This is a genomic window from Pseudomonas knackmussii B13 (assembly GCF_000689415.1).
GTDB lineage: Bacteria > Pseudomonadota > Gammaproteobacteria > Pseudomonadales > Pseudomonadaceae > Pseudomonas > Pseudomonas knackmussii.
On record NZ_HG322950.1, the window covers coordinates 1221208 to 1244731 of the forward strand.

A 23524-nucleotide genomic window follows, 5' to 3' on the forward strand; every position below is an offset into this window, starting at 1 on the left:
AAAGGAGATCCGCCATGCCGGAGATCGACGCGCGCCTGCGCGAGGACGTGCACCTGCTCGGCGAACTGCTCGGCCAGACCATCCGCCAGCAGTACGGCCAGGCCTTCCTCGACAAGATCGAACTGATCCGCCAGAACGCCAAGTCGGCGCGGCGAGGCTCCGCGGAGGGCGCGCGGCAGCTCACCGCGACCCTCGACGGCCTCGGCGAGGACGAACTGCTGCCGGTGGCGCGGGCCTTCAACCAGTTCCTCAACCTGGCCAACATCGCCGAGCAGTACCAGCGCATCCGCCGGCGCCAGGCGAAGGAGCCGGAAGCCTTCGAGAACCGCGTGCTCGGCGAGCTGCTGGGGCGGCTGCGCAAGTCCGGCATCGAGCCTGCGACCCTCGCCACGCAACTGACGAGCCTCGACATCGAGCTGGTGCTGACGGCGCACCCCACCGAAGTGGCGCGGCGCACCTTGATCCAGAAATACGACGCCATCGCCGCGCAACTGGCCGCCCAGGACCACGCCGACCTGCTCCCCGAGGAGCGCCAGCAAGTGCACGCAAGCCTGCGCCGGCTGATCGCCGAGGCCTGGCACACCGAGGAGATCCGCCGCACCCGGCCCACTCCGGTGGACGAGGCCAAGTGGGGCTTCGCGGTGATCGAGCACTCGCTGTGGCAGGCCGTGCCGGACTTCCTCCGCCAGGTCGACGAAACCCTGTTCGCCTGCACCGGCCAGCATCTGCCGCTGGAAGCTGCGCCAGTGCGCTTCGCTTCCTGGATGGGGGGCGATCGCGACGGCAACCCCAATGTCACTGCATCCATTACCCGCGAAGTGCTGCTGTTGGCGCGCTGGATGGCTGCTGACCTCTATTTGCGCGATGTCGACAGCCTGGCCGCCGACCTCTCGATGCAGCAGGCGAGCGAGGAGTTGCGCGCCGAAGTGGGGGAGGTCGCCGAACCCTATCGCGCGCTGCTCAAGCAACTGCGCGAGCGCCTGCGTGCGACCCGCGCCTGGGCCGAGCGCGCCCTGACGGTCGACGAGGAGCCACCGGCAGAGGTGCTGCAGGACAACCGCGAACTGCTGGAGCCGTTGCAGCTCTGCCATCGCTCGCTGCACGCCTGCGGCATGGGCGTGATCGCCGACGGTGCGCTGCTCGACAGCCTGCGCCGCGCCGCCACCTTCGGCCTGTTCCTGACCCGCCTGGACATTCGCCAGGACTCCACGCGGCATGCCCGTGCGCTAAGCGAGATCACCGACTACCTCGGCCTGGGACGCTATGAGGAGTGGGACGAGGCGGTGCGCCAGGAATTCCTCCTGGAAGAACTGAACAGCCGCCGACCGCTGCTGCCGGCGGACTACCAGGCCAGCGCGGAAACCGCCGAGGTCCTCGCCACCTGCCGGGTGGCGGCCGCTGCGCCAGAGGCTTCGCTGGGTTCCTACGTCATCTCGATGGCGGGGCATCCTTCCGACGTGCTGGCGGTGCAACTGTTGCTCAAGGAGTGCGGGTTGCGCCGGCCGCTGCGCGTGGTGCCACTCTTCGAAACCCTCGACGACCTGGACAACGCGGGTCCGTGCATCGACCGTCTGCTCGGCCTCGACGCCTACCGCGAAGGCCTGGCCGGACCGCAGGAAGTGATGATCGGTTACTCCGACTCGGCCAAGGACGCCGGCACCCTGGCTGCGGCCTGGGCGCAGTACCGCGCGCAGGAGTCGCTGGTGGAAATCTGTCGTCGCCATGGTGTCGAACTGCTGCTGTTCCATGGCCGCGGTGGCACCGTCGGGCGCGGCGGCGGCCCGGCCCATGCGGCCATCCTGTCGCAGCCGCCGGGCTCGGTTGCCGGGCGTTTCCGCACCACCGAGCAGGGCGAGATGATCCGCTTCAAGTTCGGCCTGCCTGGCATCGCCCGGCAGAACCTCAACCTCTACCTGGCCGCCGTGCTGGAGGCCACGCTGCTGCCGCCACCGGCGCCGGAACCGGCCTGGCGCGAGGAGATTCAGCACCTGGCCAAGGACTCCCTGGCGGCCTATCGCAAGGTGGTGCGGGAGACCCCGCAGTTCGTCGACTACTTCCGCGAGGCCACGCCGGAGCAGGAGCTCGGCCGCCTGCCGCTGGGCAGCCGTCCGGCCAAGCGTCGCGAAGGCGGCATCGAGAGCCTGCGGGCGATTCCGTGGATCTTCGCCTGGACCCAGACGCGGCTGATGCTGCCGGCCTGGCTGGGCTGGGAAAGCGCGCTGCTCAACGCCATCGAGCGCGGCGAGGGCGGGCTGCTGGAGCGCATGCGCAGCCAGTGGCCGTTCTTCCGCGCGCGCATCGACATGCTGGAGATGGTGCTGGCCAAGGCCGATGGCGAGATCGCCAAACTCTACGACGATCGTCTAGTGCAATCGGAACTGCGACCTTTAGGTACGCATTTACGCGACCTATTGTCGCAGGCGGTGCGCGTGGTGCTTGGACTGACCGGTCAACAACGCCTGCTCGCACAGGCTACCGAGACCCGCGAATCCATTGCCGTGCGCAATATCTACCTGGATCCGCTGCACCTGCTTCAGGCCGAGCTTCTGGCCCGCTCCAGACGCTGTCAGGGCGATGTCTGCGGCGGTCTGGAACAGGCCATGCTGGTGACAGTCGCGGGCATCGCCGCGGGCCTTCGGAACACCGGCTGAAGGCCTGTCGCCACCGCTCTGCGGTGGCTTGTGCGTGTAGGACGCGCTGTGTATCTTGGGCATCCTTTCGGCGCATTCCTGCGCCATTTCAAGCATGTTCAGATTGGCCTCAGCGGCAGATCCGGGATTTCGCTTTCAACAAGACTAAGGAGCATATCGATGCGTGTGATTCTGCTCGGGGCGCCCGGTGCCGGCAAAGGTACTCAGGCCCGTTTCATCACCGAGAAGTTCAGCATTCCGCAGATCTCCACCGGGGACATGCTGCGCGCTGCAGTCAAGGCCGGCACCGAGCTGGGCCTGAAGGCCAAGAGCGTGATGGATGCCGGCGGCCTGGTTTCGGATGACCTGATCATCAACCTGGTCAAGGAGCGCATCGCCCAGCCCGATTGCGCCAACGGCTTCCTGTTCGACGGCTTCCCGCGCACCATTCCGCAGGCCGAGGCCATGAAGGAAGCCGGCGTGAGCATCGACCACGTGGTCGAGATCGCCGTCGACGACGAAGAGATCGTCAGCCGTATCGCTGGCCGTCGCGTGCACGCGGCTTCCGGCCGTGTCTACCACGTCGAGCACAACCCGCCGAAGGTTGCCGGCAAGGACGACGTCACCGGCGAAGACCTGATCCAGCGCGAAGACGACAAGGAAGAAACCGTGCGTCACCGCCTGTCGGTCTACCACACCCAGACCAAGCCGCTGGTCGACTTCTACCAGAAGCTGGCTGCTGCCCAAGGCACCCCGAAATACAGCCGCGTCGAAGGCGTGGGTTCGGTGGAGCAGATCACTTCCAAGGTCCTGGCCGCGCTCAGCTGAGTCGCCGCCGGATCTGCACCAAAGGCCCGCTTGCGGGCCTTTGGCGTTTATAATGCCCGCCCTTTTTCCTCCTGCCGGAAGACCCCGATGCCGACCCTGCTGGCCCTGGATACCTCCACCGAAGCCTGTTCCGTGGCGCTGCTGCACGCCGGCCGGCGTTTCAGCCGCCACGAGGTGATTCCGCGGCTGCACGCCAAGCGCCTGCTGCCGATGGTGCAGGAGCTGCTCGACGAGGCCGGCATTGCCCTGGCCGAGGTCGACGCCATCGCCTTCGGTCGCGGTCCGGGCGCCTTCACCGGCGTGCGCATCGCCATCGGCGTGGTCCAGGGCCTGGCCTTCGCCCTGGACAAGCCGGTGCTGCCGATCTCCGACCTGGCAGTGCTGGCCCAGCGCGCCTACCGCGAACATGGCGTCGGCCAGGTCGCGGCGGCCATCGATGCGCGCATGGACGAGGTCTACTGGGGCTGCTTCCGCCTGGAGCAGGGCGAGATGCGCCTGGCCGGGGCCGAAGCCGTGCTGCCGCCGGAGAAGGTGGCGCTGCCGCGCGACGCCGCTGGCGACTGGTTCGGCGCCGGCACCGGCTGGGGTTATCGCGAGCGCCTGGCAGTGCAGGTGCAGGGCGAGGACGCCAGCCTCCTGCCGCACGCCGACGACCTGCTCGACCTGGCGCTGTTCGCCTGGGAGCGCGGCGATGCGCTGCCGGCCGACCAGGCGCAGCCGGTCTACCTGCGCGACAATGTGGCCACCCCGAAGGCCAGTTGATTCCTGGGTCGACAATAAGGAATTTCCCGCAATTGCCAAGAAAAGGCCTGCTCGCTAGAGTGAAAGCCTTACCCGCTGAGCCCTGAACATGCGTATCGACGGCCTCTCCAGTTACTCCGTAACGCCTGACTCCGGTAGCCGCCCCGGCACCGCGGTCACGCCTTATCGCGATGTGATGCGTGAGGCCGAGGCGCGCCGTGAGCAACCGCAGCCGGTTTCCGCCAGCCAGGGTTTCGAGCAGCAGGCGCAGGCGCGCAAGGTCGAGGCCGGCAACGCCAGCAGCGACAGCCTGCCGGTCAGTTTCGGCGCCAACCTGACCTACCAGATGCCGCTGAACAGCCGCGCCGCCCAGGCGCTGGCCAGTTACAGCAGCACCGCAAGCCTGCCGCTGGCCGCCAACGACGGCCCGGAAGTCCTGGGCATCGACCTCTACGCCTGATCCATGAGCTTGCCGTACTACCTGGGCTGTCCGTCCTGGAACGAGCCGGCCTGGCGCGGCAGTTTCTATCCCGCCGACACCTCGCCGAACGACACCCTGGGCTTCTACTGCCAGGCGTTCAATGCGGTCGAAGGCAACACCACCTTCTACGCCCGGCCAGGCGCCGAGACCCTGGCGCGCTGGGCGCAGACCATGCCCGAAGACTTCCACTTCTGCGCCAAGCTCCCGCGCGACATCAGCCACGAGGGCGACCTGCGCGAGCAGTTCGACGCCACGCAAGCTTTTCTCGACCTGTTGGCGCCCTTGGGGCCGCGCCTGAGCCCGTTGTGGCTGCAACTGCCCGCCAGCTTCGGGCCGACGCGCCTGGGCGAACTGGCGGCCTGGCTGGACGAATTCTCGGGCCGGCGCATCGCCGTCGAGGTGCGCAATGCGGCTTTCTTCGCCAAGGGCGAGGAGGAGAGGGTGCTCAACCGCCTGCTGCACGAGCGCGGCGTCGAGCGCATCTGCCTGGATTCGCGAGCGCTCTTCGCCTGCCAATCGGACGACCCGGCCGTGCGCCACGCGCAATCCAAGAAGCCGCGCGTTCCGGTGCGCCCGGCTGCATTCAGCGACAGCCCGCAAGTGCGTTTCATCGGCGGCCCCGACCTGGACGCCAACCAGGTCTGGCTGCTGCCCTGGGTCGACAAGGTCGCCGCCTGGATCGAGCAGGGCCTGACCCCGCACATCTTCCTGCATACCCCGGACAACCATCGCGCGGCGGAGCAGGCACAGCGCTTCCACCGCCTGTTGGGCGAGCGCCTGCCGGGCCTGCCGCCGCTCGCCGAGCCGAAGCCGGAAGTCGAGCAACTGGGCTTGCTCTAGCTCGCGCGCGGTGGGCGACAGGGCTAACCTGCTGAGCCCACATCGTGCGAGGACGTTGCCATGACCAGCCAATACGAACGCGGCAAGGCGTTCCAGGCGCTGCACCAGCGCGAAAGCCTGCTCGTGCTGCCCAATCCCTGGGACGCCGGCTCGGCGAAGATGCTCGCCGGGCTGGGCTTCGAGGCCCTGGCCACCACCAGTGCCGGGCTGGCCTTCAGCCTCGGGCGCTGTGACGCCGAAGGTGAGGTGAGCCGCGCGGAGGCCCTGGCCAATGCCCGCGACATCGTCGAGGCGACGCCGCTGCCAGTGGCCGCCGACCTGGAGAACGGCTACGGCGATGATCCGCAGGATTGCGTCGAGACCATCCGCCTGGCGGCCAGCATCGGCCTGGTTGGCGGCTCCATCGAGGACGCCTCGGGGCGCCCGGACGAGCCCATCTACCCCTTCGAACTGGCGGTCGAGCGCGTGCAAGCCGCCGTGCAGGCCGCGCGTTCGTTGGGCTTTCCCTTCACCCTGGCGGCCCGCGCGGAAAACCACCTGCACGGCCGCAACGATCTCGACGATACCCTGCGCCGCCTGGTCGCCTTCGCCGAGGCCGGAGCCGATGTGCTCTACGCCCCGGGCCTGACCACGCGGGAGCAGATTGCCGCGGTGGTTAGTGCCGTCGCGCCACGCCCGGTCAACGTGCTGGTCGGGTCGCCGGCGCTGCGCCTTACGCTTGATGAGTTGGCCGAGCTGGGCGTACGGCGTGTCAGCCTGGGCTCGGGATTGGCGCGCGTGGCCTTCGGCGCCTTCTTCCATGCCGCCCGGGAGTTGGCGGCTGGCCGTCTGCAGGCCACGCAGGAGGGCATGCCCTTCGCGCAGATCAACCAGCTGTTCCGGCGCTAGCCGGCGGCCTGCGGTAGAATCCGCGCTTTTGCACCGGATCGACCCGCATGAGCGACACCGCCACCGCCCCCCGCATCATCGTCCAGGCCCTCGCGCCGCACTGGCGCGAAGCTGCCGAACAGTGGGCGCAGCGCCTCGGGTTGGCGTGCGCCGAAGGGGACGACGCGGACTTCGCCGTGCAGGTCGGTGACGACGGGGTGCAGCTGCTGCAGTTGGGGCCGGATTCGCCCGGGCCGGTGCGCGTTGATTTCGTCGAGGGCGCCGCCGCCCATCGCCGCCAGTTCGGCGGCGGCAGCGGGCAGATGATCGCCAAGGCGGTAGGCGTGCAGCCAGGCGTGCGGCCGCACATCCTCGATGCCACTGCTGGCTTGGGCCGCGATGCCTTTGTGCTCGCCACGCTGGGTTGCGAGATGCAGCTGATCGAGCGCCAGCCGCTGATCGCAGCGCTGCTGGAGGACGGCTTGGCCCGCGCCGCGCGTGATCTGGAAGTGGCGCCCATCGCGGCGCGCATGCAATTGCACCAGGGTAACGCCATCGAGCTGATGAGCGCCTGGGAAGGCGAAGCGCCGCAGGTGATCTACCTCGACCCGATGTTCCCGCACCGCGAAAAAAGCGCCCTGGTGAAGAAGGAAATGCGCCTGTTCCGCCCGCTGGTGGGCGATGACATGGATGCCCCGGCGCTGCTCCAGGCGGCCCTCAAGCTCGCTACCCACCGCGTAGTGGTCAAGCGCCCGCGCAAGGCGCCGATCATCGAGGGCGCGAAGCCCAGCTACAGCCTGGAAGGCAAGTCGAGCCGCTACGACATCTACCCGCTGAAGTCGCTCAAGGCCTGAGTACGCCCCGGCGCATCGTCATTCGCGAGCAAGCTCGCTCCAGCAGGGGATGGCCATCTCCGTCGGCCGCTCAGGGCCGATAGGCGCGCAGGAAGATATCCACCACCTCTCGCACATGCTTTTCGCTTTCCTCGGCGTCGGGCATTTCCGCGCAGCCGATCAGCAGGCGGAAGTGCAGGCAGCCCTGCGCCAGCATGAGGAAATGCTCGGCGGCGTTGCGTGGGTCGCCCTCGCGCAGTTCGCCCTTGAGCTGGGCCTGGGTGATCAGCCGCTCCAACTGGTCGAGCACGCGCTGCGGGCCGGCCTCGAAGAACATCTGCGACAACTGCGGGCTCTGCCCGCCCTGGGCGACCATCAGGCGACTCAGGGCGATGGCTTCGGCGCTGTTGATCAGGCGGTTGAAGCCGCGCGCAACGCTGAGCAGCAGGACGCCCACCGAGGCGTTCGCCGGCGGCTCGTGGAACAGCTCTGGCATCGTCTCCGCGCACTTGGACTGCACCGCTTCGCAGAACAGCGTCTCCTTGTCGGTGAAGTGGCTGTAGACGGTGAGCTTGGATACCCCGGCCTCGGCGGCGATGGCTTCCATGCTGCTGCCGTCGTAGCCCTTGGTGACGAACAGTTCCTTGGCGGCTTCGAGAATCGCGTGGCGCTTGGCCGGATCCTTCGGGCGACCGGGGCCGTTCGGAGTAGAGGTCTGGGACATGTCTTTACAATTCAAATACTGGACTGGTTAGTTTTGTATTCTTACTATACCGCTGAGTATAAGAATTCCAACCTGCTTTGCGAAAGGTCACCACCATGCTCCGCCATGTACTGTCCGTCGCCGTTCCCCTGAGTCTTTCCGTCTTGCTCAGCGCCTGCAGCCAGAGCGAGCCGCCCAAGCCCCTGGCGCGCCCGGCCATGGTCGTGCAGCCGCAACCGGCGCGCGCGGCTACCGAGGCCTACCCGGGCGAGGTCCATGCGCGTTACGAGCCGGACCTGGCGTTCCGCATCGGCGGCAAGGTGAGCAAGCGCCTGGTGGACAGCGGTGCAAGGGTGCGTCGCGACCAGCCGCTGGCGGAGCTCGACCCGGAAGACGTACGCCTGCAACTGGAGGCCACCCGCGCCCAGGTCGCCGCCGCCGAGGCCAACCTGCAGACCGTGCGCACCGAGTACCAGCGCTACAAGACGCTGCTGGAGCGCAAGCTGGTCAGCCAGTCGCAGTTCGACAACATCGAGAACACCTACCGCGCCGGCGAGGCGCGCCTTAAGCAGATTCGCGCGGAATACGACGTGGCGCGCAACCAGGCCGAATACGCGGTGCTGCGCGCCCCGCAGGACGGCGTCATCGCCACGCGTCGCGTCGAGGTCGGCCAGGTTGTAGCGGCGGGGCAGGGGGTCCTTCTCACCCTGGCCGCCGATGGCGACCGCGAAGTGGCGATCAGCTTCCCCGAGCACGCCATCGAGCGCTTCCGCATCGGCGAGAACGTCAGCGTCGAGCTCTGGTCGCAGCCGGACAAACGCTTCAGCGGGCATATCCGCGAGCTTTCGCCGGCCGCCGACCCGCAGTCGCGCACCTTCGCCGCGCGGGTCGCCTTCGACGACGCCAAGGTGTCCGCCGAAATCGGCCAGAGCGCCCGTGTCTATGTCTCGGCCGATGGCCAGGTGCCGCTGTCCGTACCGCTCGCGGCGGTCAGTGCCGAAGGCGGCCAGGCGTTCGTCTGGGTGGTCGATCCGGCTACCTCGACCCTGCACCGCCAGCCGATCCGCATAGGCCCCTTCGCCGAGGACCGCGTGCCCGTGCTCGAAGGCCTCAAGGCCGACGACTGGGTGGTGGCGGCCGGCGTGCAGGTGCTGCGCGAAGGTCAGCAGGTGCGCCCGGTGGACCGGGACAATCGTTCGGTCAAGCTGCTGGCGAAGGAGTAACGCAGGATGCGCTTCAACCTTTCTGCATGGGCTCTGCAGAACCGCCAGATCGTGCTCTATCTCATGCTCCTGCTGGGTATCGCCGGGGTACTTTCCTACACCCAGCTCGGCCAGAGCGAAGACCCGCCGTTCACCTTCAAGGCCATGGTGGTCAAGACCAACTGGCCCGGCGCCACCGCCGAGGAAGTCTCGCGCCAGGTCACCGAGCGCATCGAGAAGAAGCTGATGGAGACCGGCGACTACGACCGCATCGTCTCCTTCTCGCGGCCGGGCGAGTCCCAGGTGACCTTCGTCGCCCGCGAGGACTTCCATTCCGCCGACATTCCCGAGCTCTGGTACCAGATCCGCAAGAAGGTCAGCGACATCCGCTACACGCTGCCGCAAGGCATCCAGGGGCCCTTCTTCAACGATGAGTTCGGCACCACCTTCGGCAACATCTACGCGCTGTCCGGCAAGGGCTTCGACTACGCGGTGCTCAAGGATTACGCCGACCGCATCCAGCTGCAGCTGCAGCGCATCAAGGATGTCGGCAAGGTCGAGCTGGAAGGCCTGCAGGACGAGAAGATCTGGATCGACCTGTCGAACACCAAGCTGGCCACCCTCGGTCTGCCGCTGGCGGCAGTGCAGAAGGCACTGGAAGAACAGAACGCGGTCACCGCGACGGGCTTCTTCGAGACGGCCAGCGACCGCGTGCAGCTGCGCGTGTCGGGGCGCTTCGATTCGGTGGAGGACATCCGCCAGTTCCCCATTCGCATAGGCGACCGCACTTTCCGTATCGGCGACGTGGCCGACGTGCATCGCGGCTTCAACGACCCGCCCGCGCCGCGCATGCGCTTCATGGGCGACGACGCCATCGGCATCGCCGTGTCGATGAAAAGCGGCGGTGACATCCTGGTGCTGGGCAAGGCACTGGAGGACGAGTTCCACACGTTGCAGCAGAACCTGCCCGCCGGCATGGAGCTGCGCAAGGTGTCCGACCAGCCGGCGGCGGTCCGCGAGGGGGTTGGCGAGTTCGTCCGCGTGCTGGCCGAGGCGCTGGTCATCGTGCTGCTGGTGAGCTTCTTCTCCCTCGGCCTGCGTACCGGCCTGGTGGTGGCGCTGTCGATTCCGCTGGTGCTGGCGATGACGTTCGTCTGCATGCGCTACTTCGACATCGGCCTGCACAAGATTTCCCTGGGCGCGCTGGTGCTTGCCCTCGGCCTGCTGGTGGACGACGCGATCATCGCGGTGGAGATGATGGCGGTGAAGATGGAGCAGGGCTACGACCGCCTGAAGGCGGCCAGTTTCGCCTGGACCAGCACGGCCTTCCCGATGCTCACAGGCACCCTGGTCACCGCCGCCGGCTTCCTGCCGATCGCCACTGCGCAGTCCGGTACCGGCGAGTACACCCGCTCGCTGTTCCAGGTGGTGACCATCGCCTTGCTGGTGTCCTGGGTTGCCGCGGTGATGTTCGTGCCCTACCTGGGTGACAAGCTGCTGCCGGACCTGGCCAAGATTCACGCCGCCAAGCACGGCGGCAGCGACAAGGGCCACGATCCCTATTCGACCGCCTTCTACCAGCGCTTCCGGCGCCTGGTGGAGTGGTGCGTGGTGCACCGCAAGACGGTGATCGTCCTCACCCTGCTGGCCTTCATCGGCTCCATCGGCCTGTTCCGCCTGGTGCCGCAGCAGTTCTTCCCGCCATCGGCGCGCCTGGAGTTGCTGGTCGACCTCAAGCTGGCCGAGGGCGATTCGCTCACGGCCACCGACGAGCAGGCCAAGCGCCTGGAGAAGATGCTTTCCGGCCATCCGGGCATCGAGAACTACGTGGCCTACGTCGGCACCGGCTCGCCGCGCTTCTACCTGCCGCTGGACCAGCAACTGCCGGCGGCCAGCTTCGCCCAGTTCGTGGTGCTGACCAAGGACCTGAAGAGCCGCGAGCAAGTCCGCCAGTGGCTGATTCAGCGCATGGCCGAGGACTTCCCGACGGTGCGCACCCGCATCAGCCGCCTGGAGAATGGCCCGCCGGTGGGCTACCCCGTGCAGTTCCGCGTCTCCGGCGAGCACATTCCGGAAGTGCGCGAGCTGGCCCGTCAGGTGGCGGCGAAGATGCGCGAGAACCCGCACCTGGTGAACGTGCACCTGGACTGGGAGGAGCCGAGCAAGGCGATCTACCTCAATGTCGACCAGGACCGCGCCCGCGCCCTGGGCGTGAGCACCCAGGACATCTCGCAGTTCCTGCAGAGCTCGCTGACCGGCGCGACCGTCAGCTACTACCGCGAGGATGACGAGCTCATCGAGATCCTCCTGCGCGGCGACGAGCGCGAGCGGCGCGACCTGTCGCAGCTGCCGAGCCTGGCGCTGCAGACCAGCAGCGGCCGCAGCGTGGCGCTGTCGCAGGTGGCGACCCTGGAGTACGGCTTCGAGGAGGGCATCATCTGGCGGCGCAACCGCCTGCCGACCGTCACCGTGCGCGCCGACATCTACGACGACTCGCTGCCGGCGACCCTGGTCAAGCAGGTCTCGCCGACCCTCGACCCGATCCGCGCCAAGCTGCCCGACGGCTACCTGCTGCAGGTCGGCGGCACGGTGGAGGATTCGGCCAAGGGCCAGAACTCGGTGAACGCCGGCGTCCCGCTGTTCATCGTGGTGGTGATGACCCTGCTGATGGTCCAGCTGCGCAGTTTCTCGCGCACCGCCATGGTGTTCCTCACCGCGCCCCTTGGGCTGATCGGCGTGGCGGTGTTCCTGCTGCTGTTCCAGAAGCCCTTTGGCTTCGTCGCCATGCTGGGCACCATCGCGCTGTCCGGGATGATCATGCGCAACTCGGTGATCCTGGTGGACCAGATCGAGCAGGACATCGCCCATGGCCTGGACCGCTGGCACGCGATCATCGAGGCCACGGTGCGGCGCTTCCGCCCGATCGTGCTGACCGCCCTGGCGGCGGTGCTGGCGATGATCCCGCTGTCGCGCAGCGTGTTCTTCGGGCCGATGGCGGTGGCGATCATGGGCGGCCTGATCGTCGCCACGGCGCTGACCCTGCTGTTCCTGCCGGCGCTTTATGCGGCCTGGTTCCGGGTGAAGAAGACACCGGCACCCGATAACGCATAACGCTTCCCATAACCCGTAGGAGCGGACCTTGTCCGCGATAGCCGGAGGTTCCGGCGTGATTCGCGGATGAGATCCGCTTGTATGGCGTTAGGGTAGGAACCTGTCGGGGTGTGGAGGGACAAGATCCGCTTCTGCAAGCCAGACGGTAGGAGACTTCCCCCACCCACCCGCTCACGACAAGCGCCGATAAGGAATCCATCGGATTGAGTAGCCGCTCAAACCGACAATACCGGCAAGCCTGCGCCAATGTGAGCTCCCGACAGGTTGGACCATCTTCACTGTCGGAGAACCCCATGACAAGCCAAGTTCCGGTTATCGGTATCGATGTCGCCAAGGAGTCGCTGAGCCTCTGCGATACACGCTCGGGCGAGGTATTCGAACTGGCCAATGACGTCCGCACTATCAAGGCCTGGCTGAAAACCCTCCCTCCCTGCTGCGCCATCGCGATCGAAGCGACCAGCACCTATCACATGGATGTTGCGACCCTGGCGCATGCGCGGGGACATCGGATCTACGTCATCAATGGCTTTCGCCTGAGCAACTACCGCAAGGGGATTGGTGGGCGAAACAAGGATGATCGCAGCGATGCCCTGCTGCTGGCCCGTTACCTGACCCACGAACAAGCGCAACTGGAGCCTTGGCAGCCGCCGAGCAAGGCCTACTGCCGCCTGCAGACACTGCTGCATCGGCGTGCTGCACTGGTCCGTAGCGCCATCTCGTTGCGCCAGAGCTTTTCCCAGGATCGCTCCCTGGCCAAGGCGCTAAAGCCTGTTCTCAAGCAAATGGCCACACTGGAGTCACGCCTGGAGAAAGAGATTCAACAGGCGCTGCGAGAGGCTGGCCTAATGGAGCAAAGCAAGCGCTGCCAGGCCATCGAAGGGATCGGACCGCTGACGGCAGCGGCCCTGAACCTGGCATTTCTGCGAGGACGTTTTCGCAATAGCGATGCCTTCATCGCCTTTATCGGATTGGATGTGCGGCTCAAGGAGTCCGGCCGCTATAGCGGCCGTCGAAAGCTGACCAAGCAAGGGGATCCTGAAATCCGTCGGCTGCTCCACAACGCGGCCATGGCGGCAGCGCGCACGCAGCGCTGGCAGGCCCTTTACCAAAGCTACCTGGCGCGCGGCCTGAAGAAGATCGAGGCCCTGACTATCCTCGCCCGCAAATTGGCCCGAATTGCCTTTGCCCTGATGCAATCCCAGACCAGCTACCAGCCTCCAAAGCAGGAGCCGTCATTGACATAGAATCTCCTACGGTGCTATACCGAGCGCCTGGCGTTTCCCTCAGGGAATCGGCGCCCCCGAATCCCGCTCGCGCACCGCCTGGGCGAAGCCCACTTCCTCGCACCGCGCCTTGAAACGCACGCCTTCCGGGCTATGCCGGGTGATGCCGTCGAACAGCGTGGCGAACATCTGCGTGCTCTCCAGGCCCATGTTGTGGAAGGCCTGGTTGATCATCAGCTTCTGCATCATCAGCTGGTTCTTCGGGATGCCCTGCATGCGTGCGGCCAGCGCATCGACGGTGGCGTCCAGCTCGGCCAGCGGCACGCTCTGGTAGACCAGGCCCAGGCGCTGCGCTTCGCGGCCGTCGATCAGGTCGCCGGTGAGCAGCATGCGCTTGGCCTTTTCCGGCCCCAGGCGGTAGACCCACATGGCGGTGGTCGGGCAGCCCCAGACCCGCGCCGGCGGGTAGCCGATCTGCGCTTCCTCGGCCATCACGATCAGGTCGCAGCACAGCGCGATATCGCTGCCGCCGCCCCCCGCCGGGCCGTTGATCTTGGCGATCACCGGCTTGTAGCTGCGGAACAGGCTCATGAACTGCTCGGTGTTCCGCTTCATCAGGGCGTAATCGACCATCGGGTCCCAGGGCATTTCCTGGCTGCCGTAGACCCCGCGCGGGTTCTCGGCGAAGAACTTGAGGTCGTAGCCGCTGCAGAAACCGCGCCCGGCGCCGGTGAGCACGATGACGTGGACGGCGTCGTCGGCGTTGGCGCGGGCCACAGCGGCCTCGATGTCGGCGGGCATGCGGTCGTCGATGGCGTTGAGCCGATCGGGGCGGTTGAGGGTGAGGGTGGCGACGCGTCCTTCGACGCTATAGAGCACGGTGGAGTACACGCTGGACTCGCTCATGGACTTCTCGCTGGTCGGGGTTCGGAAGTGGGCTTGGCTAAGTGCTGAAAAGAAGTAAATTGAATTCACTTTTTCTGTCCAGTGCCACGAGTCCCGTCATGCCCGATCTTTCCGCCAAGGCCCTGAAAACCCGCGCCAGCCTGCTGGAGGCCGCGCGCGATGACCTGTTGGAGTTCGGCGGTGGCCTGGAAGTGGGCCGCGTAGCAGATCGTGCGGGCGTCTCCGTCGGGCTGATCTACCGCTACTTCGCCTCGCGCGCTGGCCTGCTGGCTGCCGTCGCGGAGGACTTCTACGACCGCTACCAGGCCCAGGTGATGGTCGCTGACCCGCTGCCCGATGCCTGCGACTGGAGCCTGCGCGAAGAGCAACGGGTACGCCGCGCGGTCGAGTTCGTCTATGCCGAACCGTTGGCGCCGCTGGTGCTGGTGAGCCTCGCGCGCGAGCCGGAGGTCGCCGCGCTCGAAGCGCAGCGTATCGCCGAGAACATCCGCCAGGGCGCCGACAACATCCGCCGCGGCCAGGCCGCCGGCCAACTCAATGCCAGCCTCGACCCGCAACTGGTGTCGGCGATGATCCTCGGCGGCCTGCACCAGGCGCTGCTGGAAGCGCTGGCGCGCCAGCCCAGGCCACCGGCCGAGCAGTTGGCACGGCAGCTCTGGCACTTCATTCGCGGCGCGCTGGCGCCGATCACTGCCTGACAGGGAAGAGGAGGCGAAGATGCACCACGAGACGCAAGTGCGGTTACTGCGAAAGGTTCTGGCGCTGGCCGAACAGGGTGTTTCCGATTGCGCTGAAACCCCGTCGGCCCTGCCGGTAACGGCGTATCTGGATGAGGTCCGCTATCGCCGCGAGCGTGAAGAAGTCCTGCTGCGCGAACCGGTGCTGGTGGCGCGCTCCGGCGAAATTCCCAGCGGCCATTTCCTCACCCGCGAGCTGCTGGTGCCGGTGTTGCTGACCCGCGACGAGCAAGGCCGCCTGCGCGCCTTCCTGAATGTCTGCAAGCATCGCGGCACGCAGTTGGTGGCAGAGGAAAGCGGCAGCAACCGAGTCTTCGTCTGTCCCTACCACGCCTGGTCGTACAACCCGGACGGCAGCCTGCGCGGCATTCCCCATGGCTACGGTTTCGAGGGTGTCGACCGGGCCTGCCTGAACCTTACCGAACTGCCGGTTGCCGAACGCTTCGGCGCAGTCTGGGCGCGGCTGTCGCCAGGGTCGGCGCTGGACCTGGATGGGTTCTTCGGCGAAGAGATCCTCGCCGACTTCGAGAGTTTTGCGGTCGACGATCATGTGTTGTTCGACCCCCGCGACATCCGCCGGCCGGTGAACTGGAAGCTGACCGTCGACACCTTCCTCGAGAACTACCACGTGGCCAAGGCGCACCAGGCGACCATCGACCACCTGTTCTGGCCCAACCTTGGCAGTTTCGAGCGTTTCGGCCGGCACATCCGCAACTACTACGCGAAGCGCAACCTGCGCGAGCTGCCCGGGCAGCCGGAATACCAATGGGACCTGCGCCGCCACGGCAACCTGCTCTATTACCTCTGGCCGAACACCCTGGTGCTGGTGGAGCCGGACCACATCGACTTCACCAGCGTCTACCCCGACGGCCCGCTGGCCACGCGGGTGCTCAGCCACACGCTCCTGCCCGAGGACCCGGCGACCGAAAAGGCCCGGCGCTACTTCGAGAAGAACAACGAAATCCTCTACGCCGCCCTGGAAGAGGACTTCGCCATGGCCACGCGGGTGCAGAACGGCATTCGCTCGGGGGCCAGCGACCGGCTCTGGCATGGCCGCTACGAAGTGGCACTGAGGTGGTTCCACCAGAACCTCGACGAGGCGCTGGACGAGCCAAGCGTCATCGCCTGACGCAAACGAAAACGCCCGGCACAAAGGCCGGGCGTTTTGCATTTCGGGTGGCGTCAGCGCACCGCATCCACGCGGATGCGCAAAGGCTGCGGATCGCTGCCATCGAGCTTCACGCTATGTCGTTCGGTGCTGATGAACTTCAGCTTGCCACCTATCTCGATACGCGCGCTGACCGCGTAGCTGTGCCCCGGCTTCACCTGCGCCGGGTCGTAGTTCAGCGTGAATGCAATCGGTACCTGCTTGCCGCTGGGCAACACCTGGTGGGCCAACTCGACAGCGGGCGCATCGGCCAGCGAGACATCCTGCAGGCTCACGGAAACCTGTGCGCTCGGCGGCAACGCGATGCGCTGCAGATAGAACACCTCGCCACTGAGCGAAGCGCTCTGCGGGGCCGAAGTAGACGAGCAGGCGGCGAGCAGGCCGGTGGCGAGGACAAGGGGGAGAGCGGTGAACTTCATCGGCGGATTCCTTCCGGGTGGATCGGGTGTGATCCGACCCAGCATAGGCCGATTGGTTGCAGCGGGTTTTGTAAGTGGAATTTTCCTTGATCTGCCGCAACCCCGGTGCGAGTGCACCGGGGATTGGCGTCACTCGGTGATCTTCTGGAAGCTGCCGTCGAACATGTCGAGGTTGCGCCCATCGGTCAGGCCATACAGCGAGTAGCTGCGCGACAGTCGCGCACCGCCGTCGCGGGTCAGCGGGGCCCAGGCCAGGTTGGCGCGGCGCATGGTCGAACTGCTCATCAGCTCGTCGAAGGGGATCGAAACGTAGATGCCTTTATCGAAGCTACCTTCGCCGTACTCTTCCTTGGACGCGGTGGTCAGCGTCACCCAGCCGCCAAAGCGCACGCCGTTGCTGAATTCGCGCGACAGGTCGAGGGTGGTGCCCCAGTCACGCGCCAGGTAGCGGCCAACGCTGACGGCTGCGAGCACGTCCTGGAAGTCGGTCTTCAGGTAGCCGGTGACATGGCCGGTGAGGACCTTGTAGTCACGCAGGCCGAAGCCCTGGTCGAAGTCGCGCTGGCGCACGTAGTTGAGGTCGGTCCCCAGCGCCCAGCGTTCGCCCATCGGCCGGTACAGCAGCTCGCCGCCGACGCCGGCGAACATCGATTCCAGGTAGCCGCCGTAGACCATGCCGTAGAGGTCTTCGTCCAGGCGCTTGGCCTTGTTCAGCTGGAAGTCCGTCATGGTGACGTCGGACGTCGTCCAGTACTCGCGCAGGTAGGTGCGCACGCGCGGCAGGTTGCTGGGCGCGTCGTACTTGAACTTGTCGAAGTTGTTCACCAGGTTGGCGCTGAGCGAGCCGTTCCACCAGGTGTCCGGGGTGAAGCGGTACTCGGCGCCGGCATCCGCGGTGAACTGGTAGAGGAGGAAGCCGTCGGGGCCGCCGACGTTCTGCTTGTAGCCCAGGCCGAATCCGTAGCTGAACGGGGCCGGCTTCTGCCGGAAGAGCTCCTTTTCCTCGCGCGGCAGCGGCCAGTTCTGCTCGGTGCCGCGACGCAGGTCCTCGAGCGGGCGTTCGTGCTGCACCACTGCGCGGAAGGTCTCGCGGGGCACGCTGGTTTCGACCACCGGCATGTCGTAGCGCTTGTCGACCACGGTGAAGTACTTGATGTCGTCGTCGACACTGTTGTCGAGAATGCGGGCCGCGCGACCAACCGCCTTGGGTGGGTAGAGATAGCGGGTCTGCTCGCCGTAAACGACGATCTCCGAGTCGCGCTGGGCGATGCGCTCGACCTTGTAGCCGGCGTTCTTCTCCAGGCGCCGCGAGACGTTGGCCCAGTCCACCTGGTCCGGGTGCAGGTCCGGCGTCTTGGCCGGCAGGGACTCGGCCGGTGGGTCGTAGGTCTTGGCCGGTGCGGTGCGGGTGGCGAAGTTGGTGTGCAGGGTGATGCCGAACATGGCGGTGTTGCCGCGTTCCCAGCCGGCCGTGAGGTCCACCGAGTCGCCGGCCTTGAAGACGAAGCCGAGGTTGATCGGGGAGCTCTGGTCCTGGTTGTTACTCAGCGGCTCGCGCTTGTAGTCGTTGCCGTCGTATTCCAGCTTGACCGAGAGGCGATCCCAAGGCGTCTGCCACTGCACGCCGCCGAACAGCGCGGGCGAGCCGCGGTAGTAGTTACTGAGGTCGAACGAGCCGGCGTTGGCCACGTCGCTGGTGGGAATGGGGCGGTTGTCGTACTTGTCGTCGATCCAGCCCAGCGGGTTGTCGAAGTCGCCCCGATTGCCCAGGTAGCCCCAGGCAACGCCGAGGCTCAGGTCGAAGTTGCCGAAGCGCTTGTTGCCGACGAAGTATTCGCTGGAGAACAGGCCGGTACCGCCGACGTCCAGGAAACCGGCAGCGACTTCCGGCGTCCAGCGGCTCTCGCGCAACAGGCGGAATTTGGCGTCCACCGCCTTGTCCTTGTAGCTCTGGTCGCCGCTGAAGTCCTCGGCGCCGTAACGGCGGTTGCTGACCGAGGTATAGCGGAAGGAGGTCTCCATCCAGTCGAACGGCTGCAGCGAGAAGCTGTAGCGCGAATACGGGTCGACACGGTTCGCGGTGATCGCCACCTCGCCGGCCGGCAGCATACGCGCGGTCGGCGTCTGCATCAGGCCGACGATGCCGAAGTCGTTGTGCGTGTAGCGCGGATCGGCGTGGCTAACGGTCCAGGGCAGCAACAGACACAGGGAATAGCGGAGCTTCATGGCGCCACCTCGGACAGCGGTTGGGTGGCGATGAATTCGGCAAGCTCGGCGTTCAGTTGCGGGAAGGCGCTATCGGCGTTGCCCACCTTGAACGGGACAAGGATGGTCGCGCCCGGTGCGGGAGGCGCTGCGTCCTGGCGATTCCACAAGGCGATGCCCAGGTGGCTGATCTGCCCGTCCGGCTGGATGAGGTAGACGTAGTCATTGTCCGCCTCGGCCCGTATCGGGCACTGGTCGAGGTAGTCGCGGGCCTGCTGCAACGGGACGAAGTCCAGGGTGCAGTCGGCGGGCACTGCGCCAATCACGCGAACGGTGGTTGGACGTGCCGGGTAGATGAAGACGTCGCCGGCGCTTACGCGTTGGTTCTGCTCGGTGTCGACTTCTACGCCCACAGGGTCCAGCAGGTGCGCTCGGCGGCCGCTGACAGGCAGCGCAGCCACCTTGTCATGCAGACGCCGCGCGAGGTTCGCGAGCACGGGTTGGTCGTCGAGCAGGGCCTTCTGCTCGAGCTGCAACAGGTCAAAGAGCACGCCGGCCTTGAGCCGCTTCTGTGGCTGGACGAGCGACTGCTGCAGCCAGGCGCCGCCCAGCCAGTAGCCCTCGGCTTTGACCTGTGCGGTGCGCAGTACATCGCCGAGGCGAGTGTCGGGCGCTATCGCGATCATGCCTGCCTTGGCGGCGTCGCCGCGGACTTCCACCGAGTCGGCGGCCGAGGCGCATGTGCTCGCGAAGAGCGCGAAAGGAATCAGCAGGGAGCGGAGTTTCATTTCCCGTCTCCCTTGTACGGCCGCAGCTGGGTGATGGCCACCTGCAGGTCCGGCGTGACCTGCTGCAGGCTCTGCATCACGAAGCCGTCCTGCGGATCGACCCAGTAGCGGTTGGTGGCGCTGAAGCCGAGCAGCGGGGCGCTGATCTCTTCATCGACGCGCAGCAGTTCGTAGTCGCGTTCGAGAATGCTGACGCGCTCCAGGCCGACCTTGCGGAATTGGCTGGTGACGGGCACGCCATAGCGATAACCGCTGGCGAGATCGAGCCAGCGTTCGCTGGTCTGGCCGTCGGCGACCTTGTTCAGCCCGGTATGGAAAGGCGAGTCGGCGCCCAGGCGGGTGCCGGCCAGGTTGTCGGCGAAGCCGGTGGTACGCACGACCAGGCCGTCGCGCATCATCACCACCTGGTGGGACGAGGCCAGCCAGTACTGCAGGTCGCCCTGCAGACGCACCAGCGCCAGTACCGCTTCGCCGCCCTGGGTCTGCAGCTTGATCTGGTAGTAGGGCAGTGCATCGACCTGAGCCTGGTTCAGCTCAAGCGGCTGCGGGCCCTGCACGGCGGCGCGCATGGTGTCCCAGGATGCGCGCATCAGCGGATTGCACGCGCATAGGGAGAGAGCCGCCCCGGCCAGGGCGGCGAATCGAAGAATCTTCACGTTCGACCTGGGTCCGGTTTAGTTGCTGCTGTCGCTCAGGTCGTTCTTGACGTTGGCGCCTGTGCCGATGATGGTCGTCGAGGGCACGAGCTGGCTGATCAAGCGGTTCCAGCGGGTTACGCCGGCCGGGCCGACATAGACCACATCCTGCGGCTGCAGATTGAAGCGCTGGGCGAGGATGAAGGCGGTGGGCGACTGGGCATCCAGCTGGAACACCTTGGCTTTCTGGCGCGCGAGGTCCTCGACGCCGCGGATGACGTAGACAGCCTTGCCGTTGGAGCTGGCCTGGTTGAGGCCGCCCACGCTGCCGAGTGCGTCGGCCAGGTTCAGGTTCTTGGTCTTGTAGGTGATGGCGCGCGGAGCGTTGACCTCACCCATCAGGTAGACCTTGCGGCGGTCGTTGTACGGCAGATAGACCTGGTCGCCGTCCTTCAGATAGACGCTGTAAAGGTCACTCTGCTGCAGGTCGTTGAGCGCATCGAGGTTGAGCGCGTATTCACGCCCGTCGCGCTTGAGCACCAGGTTGGAGAGGTCCGCCGAGCCGGCATTCACACCGGCGGTGCTGACCGCTTCCATCAGGCTCAGCGGAGTGGTGGTGATGGGCTGCGCGCCGGCCTTGGCGAAGGCGCCGTTGACCACCACCTTCTGGCTGGCGAAACGCAGGATGGCGAGGTCGACCTGCGGGCTCTCGACGTACTGGGCCAGGCGGCTGGCGATTTCCGAGCGAACCTCTTCGATGGTCCGACCGGCGACACGCACGGTGCCGATGTACGGATAGAACAGCGTGCCGTCCGGGCGCACCAGGCGGCCGTTGGCATCGATCTGCTGCTGTTGGCCGGAAGGCGCGGTCAGCTCGGGGTGGTCCCAGACGGTGATATAGAGCAGGTCGCTGGGGCCGATGCGGTAGTCCTGCGGGTGGTAGGCCAGCAGCTCGGCCGGTACCTGGCCGTCCTTTTCCGTTGCGGCATCCACGGCCAGCAGTTTCGGAGTGATCTGGATCAGCTCGACGCGGCTGCTCTCGGCAGAGCCATCGCGGACGATGCGGCTGGTATCCATGTTCTGGCCAGGGGCGAACATGCAGCCCTGGAGCGAAAGAGCGGCGACAACGGCAACGGATAAAGAGCGGATCATGGGAAAGGAACTACGCAAATAAGCCAATACGACACCACCCGGCGGGTGCCGAGAGGTGATGAAAAGTAGGGGGCGGAACGGAAGACCCTGCCGCCTAGGGCGGCAGGGCTTGGCAGTTACTCGCTGGTATCAGCGGGTAGTGCCGGTGGTGCCGGTGGTGCCACCGGTGCCCGGGTTGCTGTCGTGGCCACCGCCGCCGCCGCTGTTGGAAGCGGCTACGCCAGCTGCCACAACGGCAGCACCGATACCGACTGCACCACCAACGGTGACACCGCCGGCAACCGGGGTAGCGAGGGTCAGCGGCGAGGATGCCGGCGGAGCAGTCGGCTTGGGCTCTTCAGCCGCCAGCAGGCTGGTGCTCAGGGTCGCCATGGCGGCGATCATCAGCAGTTTTTTCACAATGGACTCCTTGTGGGAACGTTCCTTCAGAAGAAGGGAAGGGTAAAACTGGCACTAGGCCAGTGCAAGCGAAAAAGGCCCGGCGGTCAGCGTCTGCGCCGCGGCCTGGGCTGCTATCCAGAGAGGCTTTGCCGCCTGCCGGAAGGCGGCACAAGTCGGGGGCTTCGGCTGGCTGCCGGGACTTTCAGGCTTTCGGTGTTCTCAATAGGCGTTCTTGTGGACGAATCCCTTAAACACCGTGAGAAAGACGATCTTCAGGTCCCACCAGAGGGACCAGTTGTGGATGTAGGCAAGGTCGTGTTCGATGCGCTTCTGCATCTTGTCCAGGGTGTCGGTTTCACCCCGCCAACCATTGATCTGCGCCCAGCCGGTGATGCCCGGCTTGACCTTGTGGCGCAGCATGTAGCTGCTGATCTGCCCGCGGTATTCCTCGTTGTGCGCTACCGCGTGAGGGCGCGGGCCGACGATGGACATGTCGCCCAGCAGCACGTTGATGAACTGCGGCAGTTCGTCCAGCGAGGTACGGCGCAGGAAGGCGCCGACTGGGGTGATTCGGTTGTCGCCGCGAGTGGCCTGCACCACGTCGGCGCCGTTCTCCATGACCCGCATGCTGCGGAACTTCCAGACCTCGATAGGGCGGCCATCGATGCCGTAGCGCTTCTGGCGGAAGAACACCGGGCCGGGTGAGCTGAGCTTCACGGCGGCGGAGATCAACAGCATGGGAACGGCGATCAGGCACATGATCAGCGCGGAGAGAATGACGTCCTCCAGCCGCTTGATCACCGTGTTCGCGCCGGTCATGGGGCTGTCGAAAATGCTGATGGTTGGCACGCCGTTGATGTTCTGGCTGCGTGCGTGCAGCAGCTCGAAGACGAAGACGTCCGGAACGATATAGACCGATGCGGTCGTATCGCTGAGCTGGTTACCCAGCCACTTGATGCGCGCTTCGCTGCGCATCGGCAGGGTGATGTAGACGCGGTCGATCTCACCGGCGCGCGCCTGTTCGACCAACTCTTCCAAGCCACCGGAAATCGGCAATTTGACCTTGCTGTTGCCGAGGCGGATGGGGTCGCGGCGTCTGTCGTCGAAGAAGCCGAGCAGGTCCAGACCCATCCAGGGGGCGCCGGCGATGTTGGAAGCCAGGCGCTGGCCGAGTGGGCCCGCGCCTGCGATGGCGACCGAACGGGTGTTGAAGCCTTTGCGGCGCAGAGCATTGAGGGCTGTGCGCAGGAAGATCCGATAACTGCACAGGCTGACCAGCACGAGGCTGAACCATTGCAGCAGTGCGACATCCTCGAGCAGCGGCATATTGACGAAGAAGTAGTCGCTGAGGAAAACGCCAACGAAGCTGATGGCCCAAATTCCACCGACCTTACGAACTTCCTCGCGGATACGCTCGCCGCGCCAGGAGGCATACAGCTGGCCGAAGTCACCCAAGAGGTAGAACACCACCAGCGCAAGCAGGCTGGCGATCACATGTTCTTGATCGAATTCGCCGCCGTGCCAGAACACCACGGTTGCCATGCCGGCGAGGATAACCAGCAGGTCGAGAAGCCGTTGAAGAATTGAAATGGAGCCCTGGTGTGCTCTGAGAATGCCGCGATCCGTGCTGTTCATATGCATGTCTCTTTGTCTTTATGCATTCTAAAGTTGGAA

General features: G+C 66.1%; 21 protein-coding genes. 12 read left to right on the forward strand and 9 right to left on the reverse strand.

The features are described from left to right. The first annotated feature begins 14 nt into the window (after positions 1–14). The 7 genes from ppc to PKB_RS05820 all read left to right on the forward strand — a co-directional run bounded on the left by ppc (position 15) and on the right by PKB_RS05820 (position 7241). Positions 15–2651, forward strand: coding sequence for a phosphoenolpyruvate carboxylase (gene ppc, locus PKB_RS05790; RefSeq protein ID WP_043249810.1), 2637 nt, complete (start codon positions 15–17; stop codon positions 2649–2651). Positions 2652–2810: 159 nt separating this feature from the next. Further along, positions 2811–3458: an adenylate kinase gene (adk, locus tag PKB_RS05795; protein ID WP_043249812.1), complete on the forward strand. Its 648-nt coding sequence runs from the start codon at positions 2811–2813 to the stop codon at positions 3456–3458. Between the two features lie 87 nt (positions 3459–3545). Then, positions 3546–4220: a tRNA (adenosine(37)-N6)-threonylcarbamoyltransferase complex dimerization subunit type 1 TsaB gene (gene tsaB / locus PKB_RS05800; protein WP_043249814.1), complete on the forward strand. Its 675-nt coding sequence runs from the start codon at positions 3546–3548 to the stop codon at positions 4218–4220. Positions 4221–4308: 88 nt separating this feature from the next. Next, complete coding sequence (locus PKB_RS05805; RefSeq protein ID WP_043249816.1) at positions 4309–4659, forward strand: hypothetical protein; 351 nt, start codon at positions 4309–4311, stop codon at positions 4657–4659. A 3-nt stretch (positions 4660–4662) separates the two neighbouring features. Beyond that, positions 4663–5520, forward strand: a complete 858-nt coding sequence (locus PKB_RS05810; RefSeq protein WP_043249818.1) for a DUF72 domain-containing protein — start codon at positions 4663–4665, stop codon at positions 5518–5520. A 60-nt stretch (positions 5521–5580) separates the two neighbouring features. Beyond that, on the forward strand, positions 5581–6408 hold the full coding sequence (locus tag PKB_RS05815; protein ID WP_043249821.1) for an isocitrate lyase/PEP mutase family protein: 828 nt from the start codon (positions 5581–5583) through the stop codon (positions 6406–6408). A gap of 47 nt (positions 6409–6455) precedes the next feature. Continuing rightward, complete coding sequence (locus PKB_RS05820) at positions 6456–7241, forward strand: class I SAM-dependent methyltransferase (protein WP_043249823.1); 786 nt, start codon at positions 6456–6458, stop codon at positions 7239–7241. A 70-nt stretch (positions 7242–7311) separates the two neighbouring features. On the opposite strand, the gene PKB_RS05825 is transcribed toward PKB_RS05820, so the two are convergent. Continuing rightward, positions 7312–7944 (reverse strand): TetR/AcrR family transcriptional regulator, encoded by a 633-nt coding sequence (locus PKB_RS05825; protein WP_043249824.1) that lies wholly within the window; start codon positions 7942–7944, stop codon positions 7312–7314. Between the two features lie 95 nt (positions 7945–8039). Here PKB_RS05825 and PKB_RS05830 point away from each other — a divergent pair, with 95 nt between their 5' ends. The 3 genes from PKB_RS05830 to PKB_RS05840 all read left to right on the forward strand — a co-directional run bounded on the left by PKB_RS05830 (position 8040) and on the right by PKB_RS05840 (position 13480). Further along, complete coding sequence (locus tag PKB_RS05830) at positions 8040–9146, forward strand: efflux RND transporter periplasmic adaptor subunit (protein WP_043249826.1); 1107 nt, start codon at positions 8040–8042, stop codon at positions 9144–9146. A 6-nt stretch (positions 9147–9152) separates the two neighbouring features. Beyond that, positions 9153–12236 carry an efflux RND transporter permease subunit gene (locus tag PKB_RS05835; protein WP_043249827.1) on the forward strand — a complete coding sequence of 1028 codons (3084 nt, stop codon included), beginning with the start codon at positions 9153–9155 and terminating at the stop codon, positions 12234–12236. Positions 12237–12529: 293 nt separating this feature from the next. After that, positions 12530–13480, forward strand: a complete 951-nt coding sequence (locus tag PKB_RS05840; RefSeq protein ID WP_043248478.1) for an IS110 family transposase — start codon at positions 12530–12532, stop codon at positions 13478–13480. A gap of 39 nt (positions 13481–13519) precedes the next feature. Here the strand turns inward: PKB_RS05840 and PKB_RS05845 are convergent, their stop codons facing one another. Then, entirely contained in the window at positions 13520–14365 is an 846-nt protein-coding gene (locus tag PKB_RS05845; RefSeq protein ID WP_043249829.1) for a crotonase/enoyl-CoA hydratase family protein, read from the reverse strand. A gap of 98 nt (positions 14366–14463) precedes the next feature. On the opposite strand from PKB_RS05845, the gene PKB_RS05850 reads away from it, so the two are divergent. Continuing rightward, on the forward strand, positions 14464–15063 hold the full coding sequence (locus PKB_RS05850) for a TetR/AcrR family transcriptional regulator (RefSeq protein WP_043249831.1): 600 nt from the start codon (positions 14464–14466) through the stop codon (positions 15061–15063). Positions 15064–15082: 19 nt separating this feature from the next. Then, positions 15083–16231 (forward strand): aromatic ring-hydroxylating oxygenase subunit alpha, encoded by a 1149-nt coding sequence (locus PKB_RS05855; RefSeq protein WP_043249832.1) that lies wholly within the window; start codon positions 15083–15085, stop codon positions 16229–16231. Positions 16232–16284: 53 nt separating this feature from the next. Here PKB_RS05855 and PKB_RS05860 read toward each other — a convergent pair whose 3' ends face one another. From PKB_RS05860 to PKB_RS05890, 7 genes are all read right to left on the reverse strand, one after another. Further along, complete coding sequence (locus PKB_RS05860; protein WP_043249835.1) at positions 16285–16689, reverse strand: YbaY family lipoprotein; 405 nt, start codon at positions 16687–16689, stop codon at positions 16285–16287. Between the two features lie 129 nt (positions 16690–16818). Continuing rightward, entirely contained in the window at positions 16819–18915 is a 2097-nt protein-coding gene (locus PKB_RS05865) for a YjbH domain-containing protein (protein WP_043249837.1), read from the reverse strand. Next, positions 18912–19682, reverse strand: a complete 771-nt coding sequence (locus PKB_RS05870) for a capsule biosynthesis GfcC family protein (protein WP_043249839.1) — start codon at positions 19680–19682, stop codon at positions 18912–18914. The genes PKB_RS05865 and PKB_RS05870 overlap by 4 nt, the downstream gene beginning before the upstream one ends. After that, positions 19679–20338, reverse strand: coding sequence for a YjbF family lipoprotein (locus PKB_RS05875; protein WP_043249841.1), 660 nt, complete (start codon positions 20336–20338; stop codon positions 19679–19681). Before PKB_RS05875 ends, PKB_RS05870 begins: the two co-directional genes overlap by 4 nt. Before the next feature lie 18 nt (positions 20339–20356). Further along, on the reverse strand, positions 20357–21469 hold the full coding sequence (locus PKB_RS05880) for a polysaccharide export protein (protein WP_084166578.1): 1113 nt from the start codon (positions 21467–21469) through the stop codon (positions 20357–20359). A 129-nt stretch (positions 21470–21598) separates the two neighbouring features. Beyond that, on the reverse strand, positions 21599–21868 hold the full coding sequence (locus tag PKB_RS05885) for a hypothetical protein (protein ID WP_043249842.1): 270 nt from the start codon (positions 21866–21868) through the stop codon (positions 21599–21601). Positions 21869–22069: 201 nt separating this feature from the next. Further along, complete coding sequence (locus PKB_RS05890; RefSeq protein ID WP_043249844.1) at positions 22070–23485, reverse strand: undecaprenyl-phosphate glucose phosphotransferase; 1416 nt, start codon at positions 23483–23485, stop codon at positions 22070–22072. Positions 23486–23524 lie beyond the last annotated feature (39 nt).